This is a genomic window from Myxococcales bacterium (assembly GCA_022184915.1).
Taxonomy (GTDB): Bacteria; Myxococcota_A; Polyangia; order Fen-1088; family Fen-1088; genus JAGTJU01.
Genome location: JAGTJU010000002.1, coordinates 352,378 through 372,883, shown reverse-complemented (window position 1 = coordinate 372,883; position 20,506 = coordinate 352,378). Strand labels below are relative to the sequence as shown.

General features: G+C 65.5%; 17 protein-coding genes and 1 riboswitch. Of the genes, 4 read left to right on the top strand and 13 right to left on the bottom strand.

Going from position 1 to position 20,506, the window contains the following annotated elements:
* Positions 1 to 12: 12 nt before the first annotated feature.
* The 8 genes from KA712_09150 to KA712_09115 form a co-directional block, all read right to left on the bottom strand.
* Entirely contained in the window at positions 13 to 483 is a 471-nt protein-coding gene (locus KA712_09150) for a DUF4112 domain-containing protein (protein ID MCG5053112.1), read from the bottom strand.
* Between the two features lie 144 nt (positions 484 to 627).
* Positions 628 to 1,986: a DUF1552 domain-containing protein gene (locus KA712_09145; protein MCG5053111.1), complete on the bottom strand. Its 1,359-nt coding sequence runs from the start codon at positions 1,984 to 1,986 to the stop codon at positions 628 to 630.
* Positions 1,987 to 1,997: 11 nt separating this feature from the next.
* Positions 1,998 to 3,788, bottom strand: coding sequence for a DUF1592 domain-containing protein (locus KA712_09140; GenBank protein ID MCG5053110.1), 1,791 nt, complete (start codon positions 3,786 to 3,788; stop codon positions 1,998 to 2,000).
* Between the two features lie 341 nt (positions 3,789 to 4,129).
* Positions 4,130 to 5,311, bottom strand: coding sequence for a putative metal-binding motif-containing protein (locus KA712_09135; GenBank protein MCG5053109.1), 1,182 nt, complete (start codon positions 5,309 to 5,311; stop codon positions 4,130 to 4,132).
* Between the two features lie 213 nt (positions 5,312 to 5,524).
* Complete coding sequence (locus KA712_09130) at positions 5,525 to 6,607, bottom strand: galactose mutarotase (protein MCG5053108.1); 1,083 nt, start codon at positions 6,605 to 6,607, stop codon at positions 5,525 to 5,527.
* 128 nt (positions 6,608 to 6,735) lie between these two features.
* Entirely contained in the window at positions 6,736 to 9,537 is a 2,802-nt protein-coding gene (locus tag KA712_09125) for a hsp70 family protein (protein ID MCG5053107.1), read from the bottom strand.
* Between the two features lie 3 nt (positions 9,538 to 9,540).
* Entirely contained in the window at positions 9,541 to 11,358 is a 1,818-nt protein-coding gene (locus KA712_09120) for an Hsp70 family protein (GenBank protein ID MCG5053106.1), read from the bottom strand.
* 17 nt (positions 11,359 to 11,375) lie between these two features.
* Positions 11,376 to 11,960 carry a DUF2760 domain-containing protein gene (locus KA712_09115; protein MCG5053105.1) on the bottom strand — a complete coding sequence of 195 codons (585 nt, stop codon included), beginning with the start codon at positions 11,958 to 11,960 and terminating at the stop codon, positions 11,376 to 11,378.
* A 252-nt stretch (positions 11,961 to 12,212) separates the two neighbouring features.
* On the opposite strand from KA712_09115, the gene KA712_09110 reads away from it, so the two are divergent.
* Together KA712_09110 and KA712_09105 are read left to right on the top strand one after the other, a co-directional pair.
* Positions 12,213 to 13,181 (top strand): hypothetical protein, encoded by a 969-nt coding sequence (locus KA712_09110; protein MCG5053104.1) that lies wholly within the window; start codon positions 12,213 to 12,215, stop codon positions 13,179 to 13,181.
* On the top strand, positions 13,178 to 14,065 hold the full coding sequence (locus KA712_09105) for a hypothetical protein (GenBank protein ID MCG5053103.1): 888 nt from the start codon (positions 13,178 to 13,180) through the stop codon (positions 14,063 to 14,065). Before KA712_09110 ends, KA712_09105 begins: the two co-directional genes overlap by 4 nt.
* A 40-nt stretch (positions 14,066 to 14,105) precedes the next feature.
* On the opposite strand, the gene KA712_09100 is transcribed toward KA712_09105, so the two are convergent.
* From KA712_09100 to KA712_09090, 3 genes are read right to left on the bottom strand one after another with little or no spacing between them, the layout of a single operon-like run.
* Complete coding sequence (locus KA712_09100; GenBank protein MCG5053102.1) at positions 14,106 to 14,852, bottom strand: metallophosphoesterase; 747 nt, start codon at positions 14,850 to 14,852, stop codon at positions 14,106 to 14,108.
* Positions 14,849 to 15,118 carry a BON domain-containing protein gene (locus KA712_09095; GenBank protein MCG5053101.1) on the bottom strand — a complete coding sequence of 90 codons (270 nt, stop codon included), beginning with the start codon at positions 15,116 to 15,118 and terminating at the stop codon, positions 14,849 to 14,851. Before KA712_09095 ends, KA712_09100 begins: the two co-directional genes overlap by 4 nt.
* Before the next feature lie 9 nt (positions 15,119 to 15,127).
* Positions 15,128 to 15,844 (bottom strand): nucleotidyltransferase, encoded by a 717-nt coding sequence (locus KA712_09090; GenBank protein MCG5053100.1) that lies wholly within the window; start codon positions 15,842 to 15,844, stop codon positions 15,128 to 15,130.
* Positions 15,845 to 16,173: 329 nt separating this feature from the next.
* Positions 16,174 to 16,248: riboswitch (cyclic di-GMP riboswitch) on the top strand.
* 11 nt (positions 16,249 to 16,259) lie between these two features.
* On the opposite strand from KA712_09090, the gene KA712_09085 reads away from it, so the two are divergent.
* The gene (locus tag KA712_09085; GenBank protein MCG5053099.1) at positions 16,260 to 17,618 is read left to right on the top strand and encodes a hypothetical protein; all 1,359 of its coding nucleotides are present in this window, start codon (positions 16,260 to 16,262) and stop codon (positions 17,616 to 17,618) included.
* Between the two features lie 82 nt (positions 17,619 to 17,700).
* On the opposite strand, the gene KA712_09080 is transcribed toward KA712_09085, so the two are convergent.
* Both KA712_09080 and KA712_09075 read right to left on the bottom strand, forming a co-directional pair.
* Entirely contained in the window at positions 17,701 to 18,474 is a 774-nt protein-coding gene (locus KA712_09080; GenBank protein MCG5053098.1) for an ABC transporter permease, read from the bottom strand.
* The gene (locus KA712_09075) at positions 18,471 to 19,400 is read right to left on the bottom strand and encodes an ABC transporter ATP-binding protein (protein ID MCG5053097.1); all 930 of its coding nucleotides are present in this window, start codon (positions 19,398 to 19,400) and stop codon (positions 18,471 to 18,473) included. Before KA712_09075 ends, KA712_09080 begins: the two co-directional genes overlap by 4 nt.
* A 238-nt stretch (positions 19,401 to 19,638) precedes the next feature.
* Between KA712_09075 and KA712_09070 the strand changes: the two genes are divergently transcribed.
* Entirely contained in the window at positions 19,639 to 20,385 is a 747-nt protein-coding gene (locus tag KA712_09070; protein MCG5053096.1) for a PilZ domain-containing protein, read from the top strand.
* Positions 20,386 to 20,506 lie beyond the last annotated feature (121 nt).

The window sequence follows — 20,506 nt, the reverse complement described above, 5'->3', positions numbered from 1 at the left end:
CCGGCCCGACGCCTAGAACAGGGCCGCGAGCAGCCCGGCGACCAGCACCAGGGGCAGGAGCAACGCGCCCAGGAACAGCAGCGCCGCGCCGACCAAGACCAACGTGTCGCTAGGCCTTGCCGCCCGGCTCTGCCCGCGCCTCAAAAGCAGGTCGGCATTGCGGCTGTGGGCCTTGTGCACGAAATCAAAGAGCTCTCCCACGACGGGCACGCTCCCGAGCAGCGCGTCAACAGCAAGATTGAGCAACATGCGCGCGATCACCACCCGCGGCAAACGAAGCCTGGCTGCCACCCGCACCGCGTAAAGGCCCACCAGGGCCCCGGCCGCGTCGCCCACCCCCGGCAGCACCAAACCCAAGAGCGGGTCCAGGAAACGATCGTCCAACCAGCGCGCAAGCGTAACCACCTTCGCAATCTCAGCCTCTGCGTTCGGCTCGCCCCCGCCCGAACCGATCGGGCCCCGTCCCTGGCCTGTCTCACCCATACCGAAACCATAGGCGACGGAGGCGGCTGGTTCGACTTCAACCTCGCCCGGCCAAGCCCCCGCATTCGAAACGGAGACGCCGCCACGCGGCTGCCCCGGAGAGCAGTGCGAAGCGGCGTCACAGGTCTCGTTCAGGCCTTGCGTTCAGGCCTTGATGGCGGCGATGGGGCCCGTAAAGGCCCTCGAGTCACCGAAGGTCGTCATGCCCGAGTCCATCAGCTTGCCAACGGACACGAAGAGGTCCGCGGTGGTTTTGCCGTTGGCTTCGACAAACCGACCCGTCTGCAAAGCACCCCCGGCCTGTCCACCCACGATCCAGTTGACGTCGTCCCACTTGTGAGACTGGCCGTTCCCAAGCTCGCCGGCCCACAGGAACACCGTGTGGTACAGCATGTTCTTGCCATCAGCCGTGGGCGTCTCCTTGAGAAGCTTGAGCGTTTTGGCCACCTGCTCCGCGGTGCGTACGTAGAACGGCTCGGCGTTCAAGGCATTGTTGTGGATCTTGTCGTGAAGCCCCGTGTCGGGGTCAACGGTGGCCTCGATGTTGATGGTCACGAAGCGCGTGCGCCCGCACGACAACGCCAGGTGTGCCAGCTTGGGCATCGTGTCGGACAGAGTACTCAACCAGCCCTTGGCGTCAGGCGTCTTGTTGGTGTAGGTGACTGCCTTACCAGATTCACAAGCTGAGGCCGCGACGGTGACGTCCGGGGGCGCATCCGTGCCTCCCGGTACGGCAGCCAAGCTCTTCTCGAGTGCCGACATGTAGTCAGCGTGTGCCTGGAACCGTGTCTGGGAGCTCGATCCGTAAAGATCTTTGATTTTGTTCGACACCTCGTTGAACTGGCCCTTCGAGAACTTCGCCATCAGCTTCCGCTGCGTGGCCTCGCTAGGATTCCCCCCCATACCTGGCGGAAAAATGCGTTGGTGTGCGAAGAGCGGGTCATAGACGGGAGAGAACGGCACGATTGCCCCTGCTCGCCTACGATAACCGGCCCGACCCATCATCTGGTCAGAGCCCGGACCCGAGTCGGAGATGGCAAGCTGCAGCGAATCCACGGGCGTTAGCGGGTTGCCTCCGTTTTTGGCGATGAGGAGGCTCAGGATCTCCTGGTCGATAGAGGGGCCTCCCGCTATCGGCGTTGCGTTCGCCGATGCCTTCGTGTGCTTTGCACTCGTCAACGAGTGCACCTGACCCTGGATGTGAGCGGCATTGCCGTCACCCGGGAAGAGGTCAGCCGACTTCATGTGCAGGCTCGAGACCAACACGATGTCGTTTTTGTAGGGCTCCAGAGGCTTGAGAAACGAGCCCAGAGTCAGCCCTCCGTTCCCAGTACCCCACCGACTTTTGACGGTGCCGTGGTAGCTGTAGAACATCAGGAACATCTTCGGAACCGCACCGTCCGCGTAGGCCGGGTTGCTGAGTTCCGGGAGCAAAGCGGCTGCCGTAGAGCCGAGCCCTGCCGCTTTCAGGAGGTTCCGTCGCGAGAAACGATTGTCTTTCATGGTCGTACTCCTCACTTGGCAGCGCTGCGGTAGCGGTATGCCTGACTCTTCGCGATGTTCACCAGGAGGTCCTTCATGTTCGTGCCGCCTTTTATGAACTCGTCGGCGAGCGGGGCGATGAAGCAGCCGTCATTTTCCAGCTGGGGCCGCCCCACGGCGAAGGTGTAAAACTGCCGAACCGCGCAGTCAGCGGCTTGCTCGCTCTTGGAGAGAGCCTCCGTGAACTCGATCCCGTTTTTGTATTTCCCGTTCAAGTCGAGGGTTGCAACCACCTCGTTGCTGGCGTCGATGTCGAGGTCACGCTCTTTCGTCTGGTACGCGCCAATGCCGTCGTAGTTTTCGAAGAGGAACCCGAACCCGTCAATCACCTTGTGGCACCCTGCGCAGGTCCCTTGCTCAACCGTCATTTCCACCACCTGCCGCAACGTGACCGCGTTCCGGTCTGGGACCTCGATGAACTCTCTCACCACGTTCATCGGAGGAGGTTGCGACGGCGCACAGAGCACCGACTCCATGATGAACGCACCTCGCAAGATCGCCGACTGAGCCACCTGGCTGCCGTATCCGGACATCACCTGCGGCTGGGTCAGGAAGCCCTTCCTCTTGCTGGCGTCGAGGTCAACCTCCGTCAGGTTGCCCGAACCGGGTTTCCCGACGCCGTAGATGTCAGCGGAATCGTCGTTAACCCATCCCTTGGTCGACGTGTAGAAGTTTTTCAGCGAGTGGTCCCCGTCCCAGAAGGTGTGATCCAGGTACGCCTGCAGACCTTCCCGGAGAGCCACCTCCGTTTTTTCGTTAAAGCTTGGGTAGACCTCGTCGCTCTTCTGGCTGGCCGTCGACCGAACCTCGAGGCGTTCGAGGTGAAGCCATTCCTTCTGAAGAAGGCGAATCGTATCCTTAGATCGGTCGTCTTCGAGCATCCGTCGAGCTGCAGCCTCCACCTGGGCCTCACTCGAAAGCTTCCCGTCCTTGGCTGCAGCGAACAGTTCCGCGTCGGGCATGGAGTTCCAGAGAAAGTAAGAAAGGCGCGACGCCATCTCGTATCCCGAAAGGCGCTTTTTCTGCCCCTCTTCCACGTCACCCGCACCCTCTTGCACGCGGAACAGGAACTGCGGCGAACTGAGCATCGCGCCGAGCACCGTGGCCACGGAACCCTTTACATCGAGGGAGGCGCGCGCCTCTTGGTAAAGACCCTTGAGGGCGTCTTTCTCTCCGCCCGAGAGCGGACGACGCCAGGCGCGCATACCGAAATCGTCGATGAACGTATCGACGCAGCCGGTGTTGCCGTCCGGGTTACACCCCATCAGCTTGGGCAGGTCCTTCACGGCCTCCGTCGAAATCTTGAACGCCGCGGCTTCCCAAGCATTCGTTTCAGATTCCGAGCCCAGCTGCGCAAACACGTTGTTTGAGAAGCTTCCTTCTCGGGGCGGGTCCGGAATGTCTGTCTTCTTCGGGAGGCTGCCTGCGTCCACGAGGCCCGCGAACAAATCCCGCATCGTGTTGAGGTACTGCTCGCGGGTCAGCCGCTCGAGAGGGGACGACTCGGGGTCCTCGAAGAGCGACTTATTGCACGAGAGCGGTTCGATCGGGTTGCGCTCGAGCGAGTTCGCGGCGGGCGGGGTCGGAAGAGGTTCGGGAGGGCCGTTTCCGGATCCCCCGCCGTTCGTTCCGCCCGATCCACCTTGGCCTCCGGGGCCATCCTCGTCACCGTCCCCCTCATCCCCTCCTCCAGGTGAACCCGTACAGGCAGCAAACAACAAGACAGCCGTAGCAATGGATTCGAGACGTCCTAAGCGTTTCATGTGACTTCTCCGGGGGACGGGCCGGTGTACGGCCGAATCGCAAGCCCGAAGCCGAACGGGGCGGCTGTCGAGCGTATCAACTAGGGAACGATAACTCCCCCCACCGTGGGATCAATGGGTAACTCGCACATTTCGGCCGGATTGGGTACGTTCGTCAGGGTCTGACGCGGTGTTATCGGAGAAAAAGCGCAATGATTTCGGTAAAGCCTATAGCCCACCGCAGGGCGTGCACAGTAAGCGCGCCCTAGAGCCGGACCTGAAGGCCGCAGGCATCGGCGCCAAAGCAAAAACCCCCGGGAGGGCGCGGGGCCTAGCCGGGGGATCGTTGCACTCACTCTTCCTCAGGCGCGCCAGCGGCGGGTCAACCGGCCGAGGAGCACACCGCCAAGAATGAGGAAAAGGCCTATCGAGAACGGCGAAGCATCCTGTCCACCGAAGCTGCAACCGCCAACCATCGTGTTGGATTCATCGTCTTCGTCGGTGTTTCCATCGTCGTCGCCATCGCCACCTCCCGAGCTGCCCCCGGAACCCGAACCCCCAGACGCAGCCCCCCCGGACCCAGAACCTCCAGAGGCGCCCCCACTTGCCTCGTCCTCGCAATCGTCATCGACCTCGCCGTTGCAGTCGTCGTCGACGCCGTTGCAGATCTCTTTGGCGCCGGGGCGTACGTCCTTGTTGTTGTCGTCGCAGTCCCCGCGTTCCTTCGCGTACCCCTCGTTGTCGTTGCACGTGAAGATCGATGCCCCCCCCGAGGTTCCCCGGGCAAAGCCGTCACGGTCATCGTCTCTGAAGTAGAGACCTGGCTCTAGGCCCTCGTCCGGCTCTCCGTCGCAGTCGTTGTCCTTGTTGTCGCAGATCTCGGTAGCGCCGGGGTACGACTTGTCGTCGTCGTCGAAACAGTCACCGCCCACGTCGATGTAGTCTTGCACCGGCTCGCAGGACATCTTCCGCAGGTTGGGGTCGGCGCTACCGTGCCCGTCGCCGTCGTCGTCGGGGTAGTAGTACTTGCCGTCGCAGTCGACAGCGACGCCCGCGGAGCTCGAGGACGAGTTGAACTCGCCCGGCCACTCGGTGGGGATTTCGGGCACTGAAGTCACGGAATTTACCGTGAAGGTCGCGGCTCCCGGAGTCGTCGGGGCCGTCCACTTGAACTTGAACTCGGCCTTGCGGTCGACCAAGGGCATTGGCTTCGAGTGGAGCACCTCGCTCGGGCTGTGTAGCCGTGTAACGTTGGCGTCGATGAGGGCAAACTTTCCAGCACTGCCTTCGATGTACACGCCTGTGTTGATCGCCACCGCTGCTTGGGCCTCGAGCTTGACGGTAATGTCAATCGTCTCTCCCTTGCTGGGGCGCTCCTTGCTGAAGATGAGGTCTATCTTCGGCCCCTTGGTCTTGTAGTGGCAGTTTCCGCACGCCTGGGCCAGCGGCTTGCCCGCGAAGCCGTCTGGGAACGCCTGGGCTGTGCCGCTCCACGCAACGATGCCAACTGCTACACCAACCAAGAAAAAGCCTGAGCGCTTCATGGCGCACGGCAGCAAGGCGGTCCTTCGGTACATCATGCCTCCGCTGGATATGCTCGATTGCAGGTTGAAGTGAGTCGAATCGCCTCTCGTGAGACAACGAAGGGCAAAACAATATGATACTTGACGAGGTCTTTTCGTCACCGAGGAAATACCGATTCGAGCCCGCGGGAAAGGCTTGCGAGGGCCTGGGCCTCTTCGCTTGCGCCCTACCACCTATCTAGCGCGTTGCGTTTTCGGAGGTGTCGCCGGTGGAATGTCCCACCACGAAAACCGATACACCGACGTGTGCCGGTAGGTCTGACCCGGGCGCAGCACCGAGGAAGGGAAGCTCCTGTGATTCGGCGCGTCGGGGAAGTTTTGGGTCTCGAGCACGAACGCGCTGCGGTGACGCTGCGGGCGACCACCCTTGCCGGTGAGGCGTCCGTCGAGGAAGTTGCCGGAATAGAACTGCAGCCCGGGTGCGGTGGTCAGCACCTCCAGGGCCCGGCCGCTGCCCGGATCCTCCACGCGGCAGGCCCGCCGCAGCGGGGAGGAGCCCGCGGGCCTCAGCACCCAGTTGTGGTCGTACCCTTTGCCTCGTTGAAGCTGCTCGTGCACCACCCCGAGGCGCGCGCCGATCGCGTGAGGCTGCCGAAAGTCGAACGGCGTGCCCTCGACTGAAGCGAGCGCGCCCGTGGGGATCAAGCGTTCGTCCACGGGGGTGTAGGCCTCGGCATCGATGGTCATGAGGTGTGCCGTCACGTCGTCACTGTCGGGCCCGGCCAGGTTGAAATACGAATGGTTGGTGAGGTTCACCACGGTGGGGCGATCGGTTTTTGCCTCGTAGTCGATCTGCAGCTCATTCGTTTCCGTGAGCGCGTAGCGCACCACCACCTCGAGTGTGCCCGGATAGCCCTCTTCCCGGTGAGGGCTCACGTAGCGCAGGCTCACGCTCGTACGCTCGCGGCTTGGCGTCGCCTGCCACACCACCTTGTCGAAGCCGCGCACGCCCCCGTGAAGCGCGTTGGTGTTCTCGTTGTGCGCCAGCTGTATCTCGACGCCGTCCAGCGTGAAACGTCCCTCGGCGATGCGGTTGGCGAAGCGGCCAATGAGGGGACCGAAGTAAGCGGGATCTTGTTCGTAGCCTGCCAGCTCGTCGTAGCCTCTCACCACATCGTCGAAGCGCCCCTGCCGATCGGGTACATGCAACGACACGAGTCTTCCGCCGTAGGTGCTGATCGCTGCCCTCACACCGTTGCGGTTCGCCAGGTGATATAGGGCCACCGGCTGACCTTCCACCTCGCCCCACGGTTCCATCCACACCCGAGGCTCCCCGGGTAGGCGGGGCGTGTGTGCCGCGCAGGCGGACACACTGGCCAGCAGAAAAGGTGCGAGACAACTTGGCGTGCGCAGGGCGGGGACCACGGCCTCGTCTCCCATGGGACTCAAGACGCAGACGAAACGGCCCCGTCGTCACCCGAAAGACGAAGGCCCACGGGCAGGGTCTCCCCAAGGGCGATGTAGGCTTCGCGGGCTTCCAACTCCACCACGTCGGTGACCAAGCGAGCGCTGCGCTCGGCGCCCTCGATGGTGGCCAGGCGGGAAGCCAGCTTGTCGCGCACGGCGGGCTCGAGATCGCGGCTGCGGTCATCGGTGCGGCGACCGAGCTGCGCCATGGGGAAGGCGGCCTTTTGCGGGTCCGGCCAATCCACCTCGAGCAGGGCCTCGATCCAAGCCTGCACGCGCGCAGGGGGAACCACCGCGTCGGCGGGGCCGTAAAGCGGAACCCGCGCGCCCAGGCGGCCGAGGGCCCAAAACGTGCCGGGGTCGCTGCGCACTTTGCGGCTGCCCACCATGCGGTTCGTGAGCTCGTCGCCCAGCGTGGCTTTTTGCTCGGGGGTGCAGCGCTCGAGGTTGCCGAGACAACGCAGCATCTCGGCGGCCTCCTGGGGGCTGGGCTTCATCTCGTACCAGCGCTTTTTGCCCTGGCGGCTGCCGAGAAAGAGCTGCGCCAGGCGCAGGTAGAGCTGGTGCTGTTGGCCTTTGTTGAGGCCTCCCGCCACGCGGCGCCAGGTGATCCACCACGCCAGGCGACACACCTCGTCCTTGGGGTGGTGGAGATCTTGATGAAACACGATCCCCCACATCTGCTTGGCCCGCCACTCGTCGGCGGGGGCCCCGCAGCCCGGGCGCAGGCAATAGCCCGCGAGGTGAAGCCAGCGTGCCTCGTGTTGCGGCGACTTCGTCCGCGTTTCGACCACCTCGAACGCGGCGTCGAAGAGCGCACGGGCGGCGCTCATCGACCAGGCGTCGCGCGGCGCCTCGAGCGTGTGCTCGAGCGCCTTGTTGAGCCCCGACACCTCGGAGGGCTTGTCGCGAAACACGCTACGGATGAGCGCCTGTGCCTCACGCACGCGCGGCTCCAGCGTGGCCGGTTCGTCCGGCCCCTCGAGGCGTGCGCCCCCGGCGCGCATGTCGAAAGACAGCCGCCAGCGCAAGGGGGCTTGGGGATCGGCGGGCGCAGCTTCGCGGCAGCCGAGATCCAGGGTGCCCACCTCCGTGGTGGTGACCTCGAGGTGCACCGTGACCTCCGCACGCCCGGGGGCCTTCACCACCGTGACGAGGGGGGGAAGCTCGAAGAGATCGCTGCCGTCGTCCACCGTGTCGGCGCGGCCATCGCCCACGTCCACCACGGCGCCCGGCTCACCCCTCCGCGTAGTGGACGAGTACAGCTTGAAGCTGACGGGCTTGTTCGTGAGCAACACGAACGCACGATCCAGCTCCAGGCGCTGGCCTTCCGTCAGCCCCCGGGGGGCGATACACACGGCGCGCTCGCGCCCTTCTACACGGCCCACGCCCACGTAGAAGCTGCGGGGCGTGCCGCCTCCGATGCGCACACCCAGGCCCCGCCGCACAAGACCGTACACCGCGGCGCCTTCGGCCACGGCCAGCGCGGGCTGGGGGCTCGCGAGCTCGCGCGGTGCCGGGGCATCGGGCTGCCAGGCGGCGACTTGTTCGAGCACGCGCGCGCGCAGCGACGGGGGCGCCATCGCGCCTCCATTGAACAACACGGCGTCGATGCGGCCCTGTGCGTGGCGCAGCAAAAAGGCGCCGAGGTGCCGTGTGATGGCGGGGTCGGAGGCGAAGGGCAAACCGAACTCTTGCAGCCCGCTGCGCGTGCGCTTGCGGCCTTCCTCCTTGCGCACCAGGGGAAAAAAGCCTTCAAAGAGCACCTCATCGAGGCGCCCGCGGGAAAGCTCGGCGTGCAGCGCGCCCCCGATCAGCTTGGTCCCGCGGCCGGGCACGGTGAGGGTGAGCTTCGTGAGGCTGTCGTCTGCGAGCAGCTTTTCCTTGGCCATCCGGCAGGCGTGCACCAAAGCGTGCCACTGCACGGAATCGAGCTTCGTGGCCAAGCCTGCCTCGACGTGCTTGGCCAGGGTGAGATCGATGTTGTCACCACCCAGCAGCAAGTGCTCACCCACAGCCTTGCGCGCGAAGCTGTCGCCGTCTTCACCCACGGTGATGAGCGTGAAGTCGCTCGTGCCGCCGCCCACGTCGAACACCAGCACCGACTCACCCGGCGCAAGCTGCGCCTTGCCCGTGCGCGCGTTCACCCAGGCGTAAAACGCGGCCTGAGGCTCCTCGAGCAGGACCAAGTGCGGCAGCCCCGCCTTCTGCGCAGCCTCGAGCGTGAGCTCGCGCGCCGCTTCGTCGAAGGAAGCGGGAACGGTGACCACCACGTCCTGGTTCGCCAGGTCGGAGCCGGGCTGGCTGCCCCGCACGTGCCCCCACGCCTGCCGTACGTGGCGCAGCACCTCGGCCGAGGCGTCTACCGGTGAGAGCTTGCGGCCGCCTCCCTCCGGAGTCTCTCCGCCTTCGAGCCCCACCCCCCAGGGCAAAATCGCGGCGTGGCGGTTGACGCCTGCGTGACAGAGCCACGATTTTGCCGAAGAAACCAGGCCCTGCGGATGGCGCGCGCCCTGCGCACGGGCCAACTCACCCACCACCACGGGCGCGTGTTCGTCCTGACCCCAAGGCAGCGCCACCTGCGCCGCCGACAGATCCTGGCCGCGAGGCAAGTACACGAAGGAAGGCAACTGGGTGCGCGGCGCCACCTCGCCGGGCGCCACGAGCTGCGGCAGCTCGCACACTTCGACGCGCCCCGAGGCGGCCTGGGTGTCGACGAAGGCCACCGCCGTGTTGGTGGTGCCAAGGTCGATGCCGATGACGTAGCGGGCGTTGGACATGGATCAGTCGTGGTGGCGAACGGAAAACTCGAGCTTCCACCGCCCCGCTCCGGTATCGGACCCCTCGCGCGCCACACACCACAGCTCGAGCGTGCCCAGCTCCGTCACCCGGGACTCGAGCGAAACGGCCACGGGCTCGCCGGCAAGCGCCCGCGGACCGGCCGGCAGCTCGGCATGCACGGGTGCCAGCTCTTGCAGCCCGGCCTGGTCGGGATCGACGAGCACGCCGGGCGCATCGTCTTTGCGCTCCGTCGAGGCGAAGAGGCGAAACTCGGCCGTTTCGCCCACCACCAGGCCCAGCTCTTCATCGGGAAGCTTGACGGGCTCGCCCCCCTCTTCCATGCCAAAAGGCGCCACACAGAGCGCCTTGAGGGGCGGAGGAAAGCCGGGAATGGCGGGCATGGCCGCTTCGAGGCCGATGTAGTAGGCGCGTGCGGTGCCACCGCGGATACGAATGCCCCGGCCCCGGCGCACGAGCCCGTAGTAGGCCGCGCCCAGCGCCACCGCGAGATCCAGATCCGTACCCGAGAGCACGGGCGTATCGCCGCGGCCATCCCAAAGCCCCACGGCTTGCGAGACGCGCTCACGCAGCAACGCCGCCCGCATCACGCCGCCGTTGAACAAGATCGCGGAGGGGCGTTGACCATGCCGTGCGAGGAACTCGGCCAGGTGCCGCGTGATCGCGGCGTCCTGCGCGTAGGGCAAACCGAGCTCCCGCAGACCCACCGTGCGGCGCTTCTGGGGGCGGGCGTCCTTGGGAACGAAGGGGAAGAAGCCATCGAGCACGAGGTGCTGCACGTGGTCCTGCCGCAGCTCCGTGCGCAACGTGCTGCCGATCAGCTTGGCGCCGCGGCCAAGCACGCTCACGGGCACCGCTTCGGGGGGCGAAATCGAAAGCAGCTGCTCTTTGGCCCGTCGGCAGGCAAACACCAGCGCCCGGTGCTGCAAGGTGGACAGCTTCGCGCCGGCTTCGCCCAGCTGCTGCGTGCACAGGTGCGCAAGCGCAAGATCCATGTTGTCGCCACCGAGGAGAATGTGATCCCCCACGGCCACACGTTCGAGGGCCAGAGCGCCCTGGCCATCATCGGCGACCTTGATGATGGAAAAGTCAGTGGTGCCGCCGCCCACGTCACAGACCAAAACCGCGTCGTCGGGGGCCAGCGCCTGTCGCCAGGTATCACCGTTCTTCGCAAGCCACGCGTAAAACGCGGCTTGAGGCTCCTCGAGCAGGGTCACGGACGCAAGGCCCGCCTGCTGGGCGGCCACCACGGTCAACTCGCGGGCCACGGCATCGAACGAGGCGGGCACCGTGACCAGCACCTCCTGAGCCTCGAGCGGGGCGTCCGGGTGGGCGTGATTCCAGGCGTCGCGAATGTGGGACAGATACATCGACGACGCTTCGACGGGGGAGAGCCTCACCCCGTCGGTCTCGCCGGGCGCCTCCTCTTCGGCCACCTGCGCGCCCCGCCAGGGCAAAAGCGGCGCCGTGCGATCCACACCCGGGTGCGACAGCCACGACTTCGCCGACGAGATGACCCGGTGGGGCAACTCGGCGCCCCGCTCCCGGGCCCATACGCCCGCGGCGTACGCGGGGCTCTCCACCCAGGGCAAAGACATCTCGCCCGGCGCCACTTCGTGTTCGTTCGGCACGAGCAGGAACGAAGGCAGCGTGGGCGCCGGCGCGAACTGCCCCGCGGCGATGGCCTGCACGATCGAAAACGGCTCGATGCGCGGGCCGTCGGGCCCCGGGGCTTCCAGATCGACCGACGCCACCGCCGAGTTGGTGGTTCCCAGATCGATGCCTACGATGAAACGCGCCATGTTCGCCCTCCGCCGGCTCAGGCCAGCTTCACCTCGGCCGGTGCCAACACCCGCCTGTCCACACCGTCGTTGAGCTGCGGGAAGCGTACCTCCACGGCCCGCCAGCCATGATGCACCAGAGTGCCTCGAAACGGGGGCGCCCCCCGGGTTTCACCAAGGAGCCGCACCTCGCCGGGATCGAACCCGGGCGGAACGAGCACGGGGGATTCTTCCTCACCGGGCAGCACAGGCTCGAGCTTGACGTGATCTTCCACAACCTTGCGGCACCCGCGGTGCACATCGCGGACGGCGGCGCCGATGTCTTGGTCGGAGTAGCCGTCGAGCCCCTCGCGCAGGAAGTCCACCAGGCGCCCTTCCCGTTGCAAAAGCGCGAGCAGCGCAAGCGCCCCTTCGTTGCGGTAGCGGCCTTTGTCTGCAGAGCTCGCGGCTGCGCGCTCGGGAGCCGGGGCGGCCACGACCACTTCAGCGACGGGGGAGGCTTCGGGCGCGGGGCGGGGCGGCTCCGGGGGGGCTGCGAGCTTTTGTCTCATCGGGCCCTCGGGCAATCGGCCGCGAAAGAGCAGCGAGAAAAAGCACGCGAAGGCCAAGGAGATCCGGTTCATGCAGCGTTCCTGGGGGGGTAGTTTGACGACCCACCGCCCACATACAAGGGGCGGGCCCATCATGTACAGGGCGGGGCGAAGCGGCGCAATGCGAGGCCAGGGCACGGGCGCCGCCCCCTGCGCAGCCCGCGGCCGCTGCGGCATGCCTCGAAAACGGCCGCTGGGGCATGAGGGCAAGATCCGAAGGGCAGACCATGACGGGGCGCACAGGCCCAGCTCGCACGAGCGCCCCAAGGGGCCTATGGTACCTGCGTGTCCGAACACATCACGCACGTGGCGGTCTTCGAGGACGCTGCCCGCTTGGCCTTGCTGTCCCCCGCGGTCCATCCGCATCTCAAACAAGCGCTGCGCTCCGCCTGGCCGGTGGGCGTGCTTGGCTCGGTCACGCGCCTTGGCGACCAACACACGCTGCCGGTGCTCGCCCCTTTGCGGCAGGGCTTCACCGCACCCGTCCTGCCCGCACGCACGCTGCGCCTCCTGGCGTTCACGCTTGGCTGGAGGGCTCACAACGCAGCGGACAGGCAGTGGAAACCCGTTTACCGGTATCTGCAGCCCGAACACTACGTGCCCAAGCAGCCCGGGGTGAGTGATGTGACGATCTACCATGACGTGGCGGTGTTCAAAGAGGTGTACGCGCACGGACGGCGCGCCCCCATGACACCTGGAACGTTGGCCTTCGGCCCCTCGTTGCCGGGCCCGCAGGCGTCGTTGCCCACCTTAGCCCTGGAGCCGCTCTTCGGTCTCATGTGGCAGCGCGAGCTCTTGCGTCTGCAATCGTTCGCAGGACAAGACTCCGTGTCACAGCGGTTCGCGAAGGCCAAAAGCGTCTTCGAGCCCTTGGAAGTGGACCCGGCTCGTTACGCCGAGGCCTACCACCGACCCGATCCGGTGCGGGTACAAAAGTACCTCGTCGCGCCGAACTTCTACGATGCCGACGAGCCCTTGCTCGTTCTCCTCGAACGGCTACGCCAGGGGGGCGCGGCCGCACCCGACGCGCTCCTCAAGAGCCGCCGCCCACCGCCACGCAGCCAGTACGCCGAGGCCGTGACCCGGGCGCTCGTCTACACGGAGGCCTGCAGTGATTACCTTTGTGGGACGATCGACGACGACGTGCTGACCGACCGTTGTGACCTCTTGCGCCCTCACAAACCACCCGAGGTCGCAGAGTTCCTGCGCCAGTACGAAAAGGCGCGCAGCACGAAGACCGGAGGTGAAGAATGAGCGTTGCCCTGACCCGCCGGGCCCTGCTGGGCCTGCCGGGGTTCTTGCCTTTCCTCGAGACCCACTGGTCCCGGGCCGAGGCGGCGCCTGGAGCGGGAGCGCCTTTCTCTGCCGCGCCCTTTAGCCTCGTCACCTTCGCGGCCGCGGAGGACACCTTCGCCCTGGTGGGTTGCGCGCACGCGTTGCCTGGGCGGGCCTGGGACACGTTGGCTGAACACCATGAAGCGGCCTCGGCCCTGGCAGGTGTCTGGCGGAGCCCGGCCGAGCCGCTCGCTGAATTGGATGCAGCCGCCCGGGGCACCCGCGCCGACCCGCGGCTCGCCGCGGCGTTGATGTGGCTGGTGCACGACAGCGCCCAAGGCGTGCTCGCGCCGCCTGCCCCTGACGCGGCCGAGCGTAATCTCTACCGCGACGGCGCGCTCGTAAGAGCCTGGAGCGCTCCCGCGGAGGCCACACCGCCCGAGGCCACCGTGATCCTCGAGGCGCTCCACACCCTCGAGCGGCGACTCTTCGTGCGCATCCACACGATCGAACCCGACAGCGAAGATCCCACGGGCTGGATCGAGAAGCTCATCGACTGGCGTCTGCAACGTTCAGCCTGGCTCGAGTCCCTGGCGCGGGTGACAGCCTCCCCAGATCCCGGCCTTTGGGCCCGCCACGTGAACGGCACGCCCCCCCTTTACGCAGACCGCGACCCGCTGCTGCACCTGCTGCGCGCGGCCAGGAGGGGAGATCGTTTGTCGTCCGCCGACGTCAAGGCCCGCATAGAGCTCCCATCGCACGCGCTCTATGCACAGGCCGTGCGGGCGGCCTTCGCGCGGTTGCAGGCGGCAAGCCACTACGTCGAGGGCCGGGGCCCGCGCGCCGCGCTCGTCACGCGCTAGGCCCAGACGGAGCCACGCCCTTCGCGAGCGGGGCCAACTCTCAGCACCGCGCGGGCGTCGATGACCGCAGCGTCGACGCGGCCACCCGATACACCTTGTAGGCGCAGCGGATCACCGGTCGAGCCACGTTGCGCACAGGCACCCCGCTCGGGGTCATGCCGTGCTCCGTCCCCCGGTGGGCGTGACCGTGCAGCGCCAGATCGCAGGCTGCATGGTCGATGACCTCTCCGAGAAAATAGGATCCCAAAAAGGGGAAGATCTCGAGCCGCTCCCCCACCAAAGTGTCCTTGACGGGCGCGTAGTGGGTCAACGCCACCCGCACGTCGCAGACCATCGCGGCCAGCGCCTCGCCGAGCGCGTGGGCCGCCGCTTTGCTGTGGTGGATGAAGGCTTTCATCTCTGGCTCCCCGAACTCCGTGCCGCACGCGCCGGGAAAGCCTGCACCGAAGCCCTTGCAGCCGGCGATGCCCAGCTTCGTGCCCGCGACGTCAAGCACGACGGACTCGGCCTCGAGCACGTGAACGCCCGCGCCGCGGAGGTCACGCGCAAGCTCTTCTTCGTGCCCCATATGATAATCGTGGTTTCCGAACACGGCGACCACGGGGGTGCGCACCTTTTCGATCGTGTGCAGCAGGTTGCGCGCTTCCTTGGGATCTCCGTGCTGGGTGAGGTCGCCCGCCAGCAGCAACACGTCGGCGTGCTCATGGACGTTCGCGAAGGCACCGCAGAGCGGGTCAGGGCCCTCGCAACCCACGTGAAGATCACCCACTGCAGCCACCCGGATCATTCCACGGTCTCTTCGATTGGCTCGGCGCTGTACGTTGCGACGGTGACGTTGTTCACGAGAATCATACCCGGCGGAAGGATCTCTTGCACCACGGTTTCCAGCGCCTTTTTGCGCGCCGCCAGCTCCACCGTTCCCAACAAGTAAACGCGCTCACCCTCCACGCGCACGTGAACATCCAAAACGTTGGTGCGCGGGTCTTGCGCCAGGGCCTCGCGAACCTTGGCCACCAGGTACTTGACGGGCTCTTCGGCAGGAATCTTGTCCATGAATCCAGCTCACATCCCGTACAGCTGCCCATGCAACTGACGAATGACGTCATTCGGAACGTACATGTCGATGGACTGAGCATAAACGAGCAAGCTCAACACCCGCCGGGGCGCCTTCATCGATCTGCGTGCAAAGTAGGGCCAGTCAACGTTTCCGCAGGCGATGATCGAGAGGGCGTCATGCCAGTGCCGCGGGCCCGCTTCGTCGTGGACCACAGCCTTCATGATGACGAGGTCCTCCGGAGGAACCAGGCGCACGTCGTGGCCCTTGAACCGGTAGGTCACGGCCCGATCCAGCATCTCCTGGTCGAGGTAGAAGCCTCCGGTCGACCTGAAGATGATGTCCACCATCACGTCCTCTTTGTAGCCTTTGTAGAGCCAGCGAGGATCGGTGCGCTCGGTGCGGAAGCCTCGCTCGGACAGAGCCTCGAGGGCCCGGCCCGCATCCTCGGGACGGACGAAGAGATCGATGTCGTGGGTCCAACGCGGGCGCCCAAAGCCGCTGGCGGCGATGCCCCCGATGATCGCGTGAGGGACCGCCGCGGCCTCCATGGCGCCAATCGTCTCAGCCAGCACGTAGGTGAAGATTTGTTCGTCGGCGCCGCGCAGGCCCGGCTCCACGGGACCTCCGTCGATACGCATGTGCTCGGGACACGGCTTGTTCGAGGGCCCGCTGCCCGCGTTGGCGGTGTCTTCGCTGTGGGTCGGGTCTCGTGTGCTCTGCATCGCGGCCTCGTGTTGGGCGGGGGTTCGAGCGCCCCCTTCACTAGGAAGCACGAAGCGCGCCAACCTGACCCCGTCAGGGAAGGGCCCCCGGCCCGCACGCCTGTTGCCATCGCGTAACTGAACGTCTCCATCGTGCCCCCGTACCCCCGCCAGGGGTGAGCGGGGTGCCGACAGGCGGGCGGATGTGTTCTGTCGACAGCGAATCAGCAGGTGTTGTGCGGGGCACAACAGGTCCCGGGGCCGAAAGGACGATTTCGCTGCATGTTGAGTAAGCTGGCTTACGTTCTATACATGGCACACCGATTGCTCTTCTCCGGGACAAGGGAATGTTCCCGAAACGGCAACACGCGGGCGACCGCGTTACGCAAAGCCACGGAGCTCCTCGAGCTGGCCGGGCTACCGAAGGAGACCTCAGATGAACACCGGATTCGCCAAGACCCTTGGATTCCTGCTCCTGGGAGGCGCCGTGGGCTGCGGCGCCGCCCCCGGCCAAAACGACAACTCTCTCCTGCAGGACGATCCCATCTCCCAGGGCGTTCTCAGCGAAAACGGTCTGTCCGCCATCAACGGCCTGTCCGCCATCAACGGCCTCGTGGCCACCAATGGTCTCATGACCACCAACGGCCTCGCCACCACCAATGGCCTCATGACCACCAACGGTCTCATGACCACCAACGGCCTCATGACCACCAACGGGGGCCGCCTCACGGTCAGGTACATCGCCAAGTGCGCGCTGGCCGCCAACGACTCGATCAGCAAACAAGACAACAACGGCAACTGGCACACCTTCCCCGGTGGCCTTGGTGTGGGCACCGGCTGGAAGAACGGCGCTTGTGATGCGCGCTGCCAGCAGCAGATCAGCGCCTGCGTGCTCGCACACCTCAACAGCACCGGCCAGAACGTGCCCATCTTCGTCACCGCCGACCCCGAGGACATGCCTTCGGTGGGCTTCTCCCTCGCTTACCAGGTGGGTAGCGACGCGCACATTCAGGAAGGCGTGTACATGGGCAACGTGTTTGCGTCCAACCCGCCCGTGGCTCATTACGCCAAGGGCCAGGGCTTCAAGGCCAACATCGCCGGCCGCCTGGGCGCCAGCTCTGGCAACCCCTACAAGCCCATCGAAGGCTACCGTGTGGACCAGGCCACCAAGTACACGGGCCTCGCCGAGCGCCTTTGCAGGCAAGTGCCGGTGGGTGATGGCGAGCACTACGATTACTCCTCCTGCGACTTCCACAGCGCGGCTTTCGGCGGTGGCACCTGGACCAACTGGCCCTACACGATGACCACCTACGTGAACTCCAACTACAACGGCGCCGTAACCCAGGACAACGTCTCCCGCACGCTCTCCTTCGAGGCCAACGCGGTTGGTACCGTCACCGAGAACCCCTCCGAGATCTGGACCACGTCGCACAACTTCGAGTTCGCGAACATCATCGATGCCTTCTCGCCTGGCAAGCTGAGCATCGAAACGGTCAAGGGCTCGAAGCGCCTGTGCGCCTACGACCAACGTGACACGATCACCATCACCAAGAACACGGGCGAGCCCTTCTCTCTCACCACCTTCGACCTCACGAAGCTCTGGGACGAGTCTGCCGCCACCAGCTACCGCGTCTACGGCTACGTCAAGGGCCAGTCTGGCCGCCTCGTCAAGGACGTGTCCCTGCCCGCCTCGGGCACCTCCACCGTCAGCCTGTCGTGGAACAACCTCCTCAAGGTGGAAATCATCTCCACCACAGGCAGCACCTGCATCGACAACGTCAAGCTCAAGACCTGATCTCTCCCTCACTCCCTCCTCCCCTGAAAGCCGGCCTCACCCGCCGGCTTTCACCTTTTTCGGCAGGAAGGGCGTGTCAACGTCAGCGGCGCAAGCGGTACCCGGTGCGAAACATGAAGACGACGACCGCGAGACACGCGACGAGGAAGCTCACGGTCAGCCCCAAGCTGACAGCCACGTTGACGTCCGCCAAGCCATAGAAGCTCCAGCGGAAGCCGCTGATCACATAAACCACCGGGTTAAAGAGCGTGATCGTACGCCAGGCGGGTGGCAGCATGTCGATCGAGTAGAACGCACCTCCCAAAAACGTGAGAGGCGTGACGATCAGCATGGGAACGAACTGTAGCTGCTCGAAGCTTCGGGCCCAGATCCCAATGATGAAACCGAACAGGCTGAACGTGACCGTGGTCAGGATCAGGAAGACCACCATCCACAGAGGATGGGCGATCCTCAAGGGCACGAAGAGCGCTGCCGTGGCCAAGATGATGCCGCCCAGCACCATGGACTTACTGGCTGCGGCTCCCACGTACGCCGTGACGATCTCGAGCGCGGACACGGGCGCGGTCAGGATTTCATAAATGGTCCCGGTGAACTTTGGGAAATAGATGCCAAAGGAAGCATTGGACAAGCTCTGGGTGAACACCGAGAGCATGATGAGGCCCGGCACGATGAACGCCCCGTAGCTCACGCCCTCGACGCTGCTCATGCGCCCGCCGATCGCGGAGCCGAACACCACGAAGTAAAGCGACGTGCTGATCACGGGCGCCGCGACGCTTTGCCATAGTGTGCGCAGTGCCCGCGCCATCTCGAACTTGTAGATGGCCCAGACGCTGTGGCGGTTGAAGCTGAGGCTCATGACCGAACCTCCTGCCCGACGAGGTCCACGAAGATGTCCTCCAGTGAGCTTTGCCGTGTGCTCAGGTCTTTCCAGGGAAGGCCACAGCTGTCGAGGCGTTGGAGGAAGGGGCGGATGTCACCATGGGATTCACCCGCAAAGGTGACCTCGAGCTCCTGGCCCCCCGCCTTCAAGACCACTTGCCAGTGTGCAAGCTCCGGCGGCACGACGGAGAGCGGCTGCTCCAAGACCAGCGTCACTCGCTTGTTGCCGAGCGTCTTCATGAGCTTGTGTTTCTCCTCGGCCACGATGAGACGTCCTTTTTGGATGACGCCGATGCGATCAGCCATCTCTTCCGCCTCTTCCAGGTAATGGGTGGTCAAAATGATGGTTACCCCCTGCTCGCGGAGGCGCCGGACGACCGCCCACATCTCGCGCCGCAGCTGCACGTCGACGCCCGCCGTGGGCTCGTCGAGAAACAGAATCTCTGGCTCGTGCGACAGCGCCTTCGCGATCATCGCCCGACGCTTCATGCCCCCCGAGAGGGTCATCATTTGAGCGTCGCGCTTGTCCCACAACGACAGGTCCTTGAGGACCCGTTCGATATGGGCGGGTGCCGGAGGGCGGCCAAACAGCCCGCGGCTGAAGCTCACCGTGGCCCAAACCGTCTCGAACATGTCGACCGTGAGCTCCTGGGGAACGAGCCCGATCTTGGCGCGTGCCTTGCGGGCGTCGCGGACGATGTCGTGACCATCCACCGTCACGGTTCCGCCCGATGCCGACACGATTCCGCACACGACGCCGATGAGCGTGGTTTTTCCCGCGCCGTTGGGGCCGAGCAGCGCGAAGATCTCTCCCCTCGCGATGTCGAGCTCGATGCCGTCGAGCGCCTTGTGCCCGGTTGCGTAGGACTTACTGAGGTTCTTGACGGAGAGTATGGGCGGCATGACTGATTCCGGGCGGGCCAAAGACCCGGCGGACTATAGCCAGCTTCCGCCGGGAGGTCTCCCCGAGAGGCTCTTGAAAGACCCGCCTGCAGCCTCGGCACTCTCGAGCCCCTGCGAACTCGAAAAGCCCTGCTCGCCGCAGATAACCGTTGTAAAAATCGAATTATTGCTTACATATTATTGAATAGCTGACGATAGGGATCGATGACAGCGGGCGACGTCCCGCCCTGGAGGTCTCATGGGTGATTCCGAGCGCAGAAAGTTTCCGCGGGGAGCCGTGGCGGGCACCGCCACAGTGGTTGCCACAGGGCACTGGGTCGGGCTTTACGCCTGCGAAAATCTCTCCGCAAGTGGGGCCCTGCTCCTGGGTCCCCAGCGCCTGCACCGAGGCGACGTGGTGCGGCTCAAACTGCATCTCGAGGATCGCAGGCCCGTCGAGGTGGAGGGGCGCGTGCTCCGCGAAATCAACACCCCAGAACGTGCTTTGCCCTCCTACGCCATGCGCTTCTCGAACGTGCCCGCCGACGTCGAGGACGCTCTTCAGGATGTGGTCATCGAGACGATCGAACGGCAACTGGGGCACGCCCGCGTGCGTGCTCTGGTGGTTCACGAAACGGAGCTCACCCGCCGTGCCTTCATGCGGGACCTCAAGGCGCTGGGGATCGAGACCGCCGCGGCCGCCAGCGCTCAAGAGGCCGCGGACTGGCTGGAAGATCCGGAGCAAGCCTTCGCCATCGTGATCGTGGACGGCCACATGGAGCCGGAACAAAAAAAGGCCGTGCTCGAATCCATTGCCGAGACCCGCCCCTCGGCCCGCCGGCTCTTGGTTTCGGGGCTGAGGCATCACTCCCTCCCGCACCTGGCGGTGGCCTCCGGCCATGCCCACGCCGTGGTCACCCAGCCCTGGAGTCTGAGGAGCCTCGCCGCCGCGCTCGACAGGGATGTTCCCCATTCCGAGTCCCTCGAAGCGCTCCCCCACCCGTGAGGGCGGGCGCGGGGGGGAACGGGTCCGCGTGCTTTCGAAACTTGTGCGACGCCCCTTTCCGCGTGACGCAGGATCTGGCAGAACCGACGCGACACCGACGCCGCTCCCTGTGCGTCGCCCC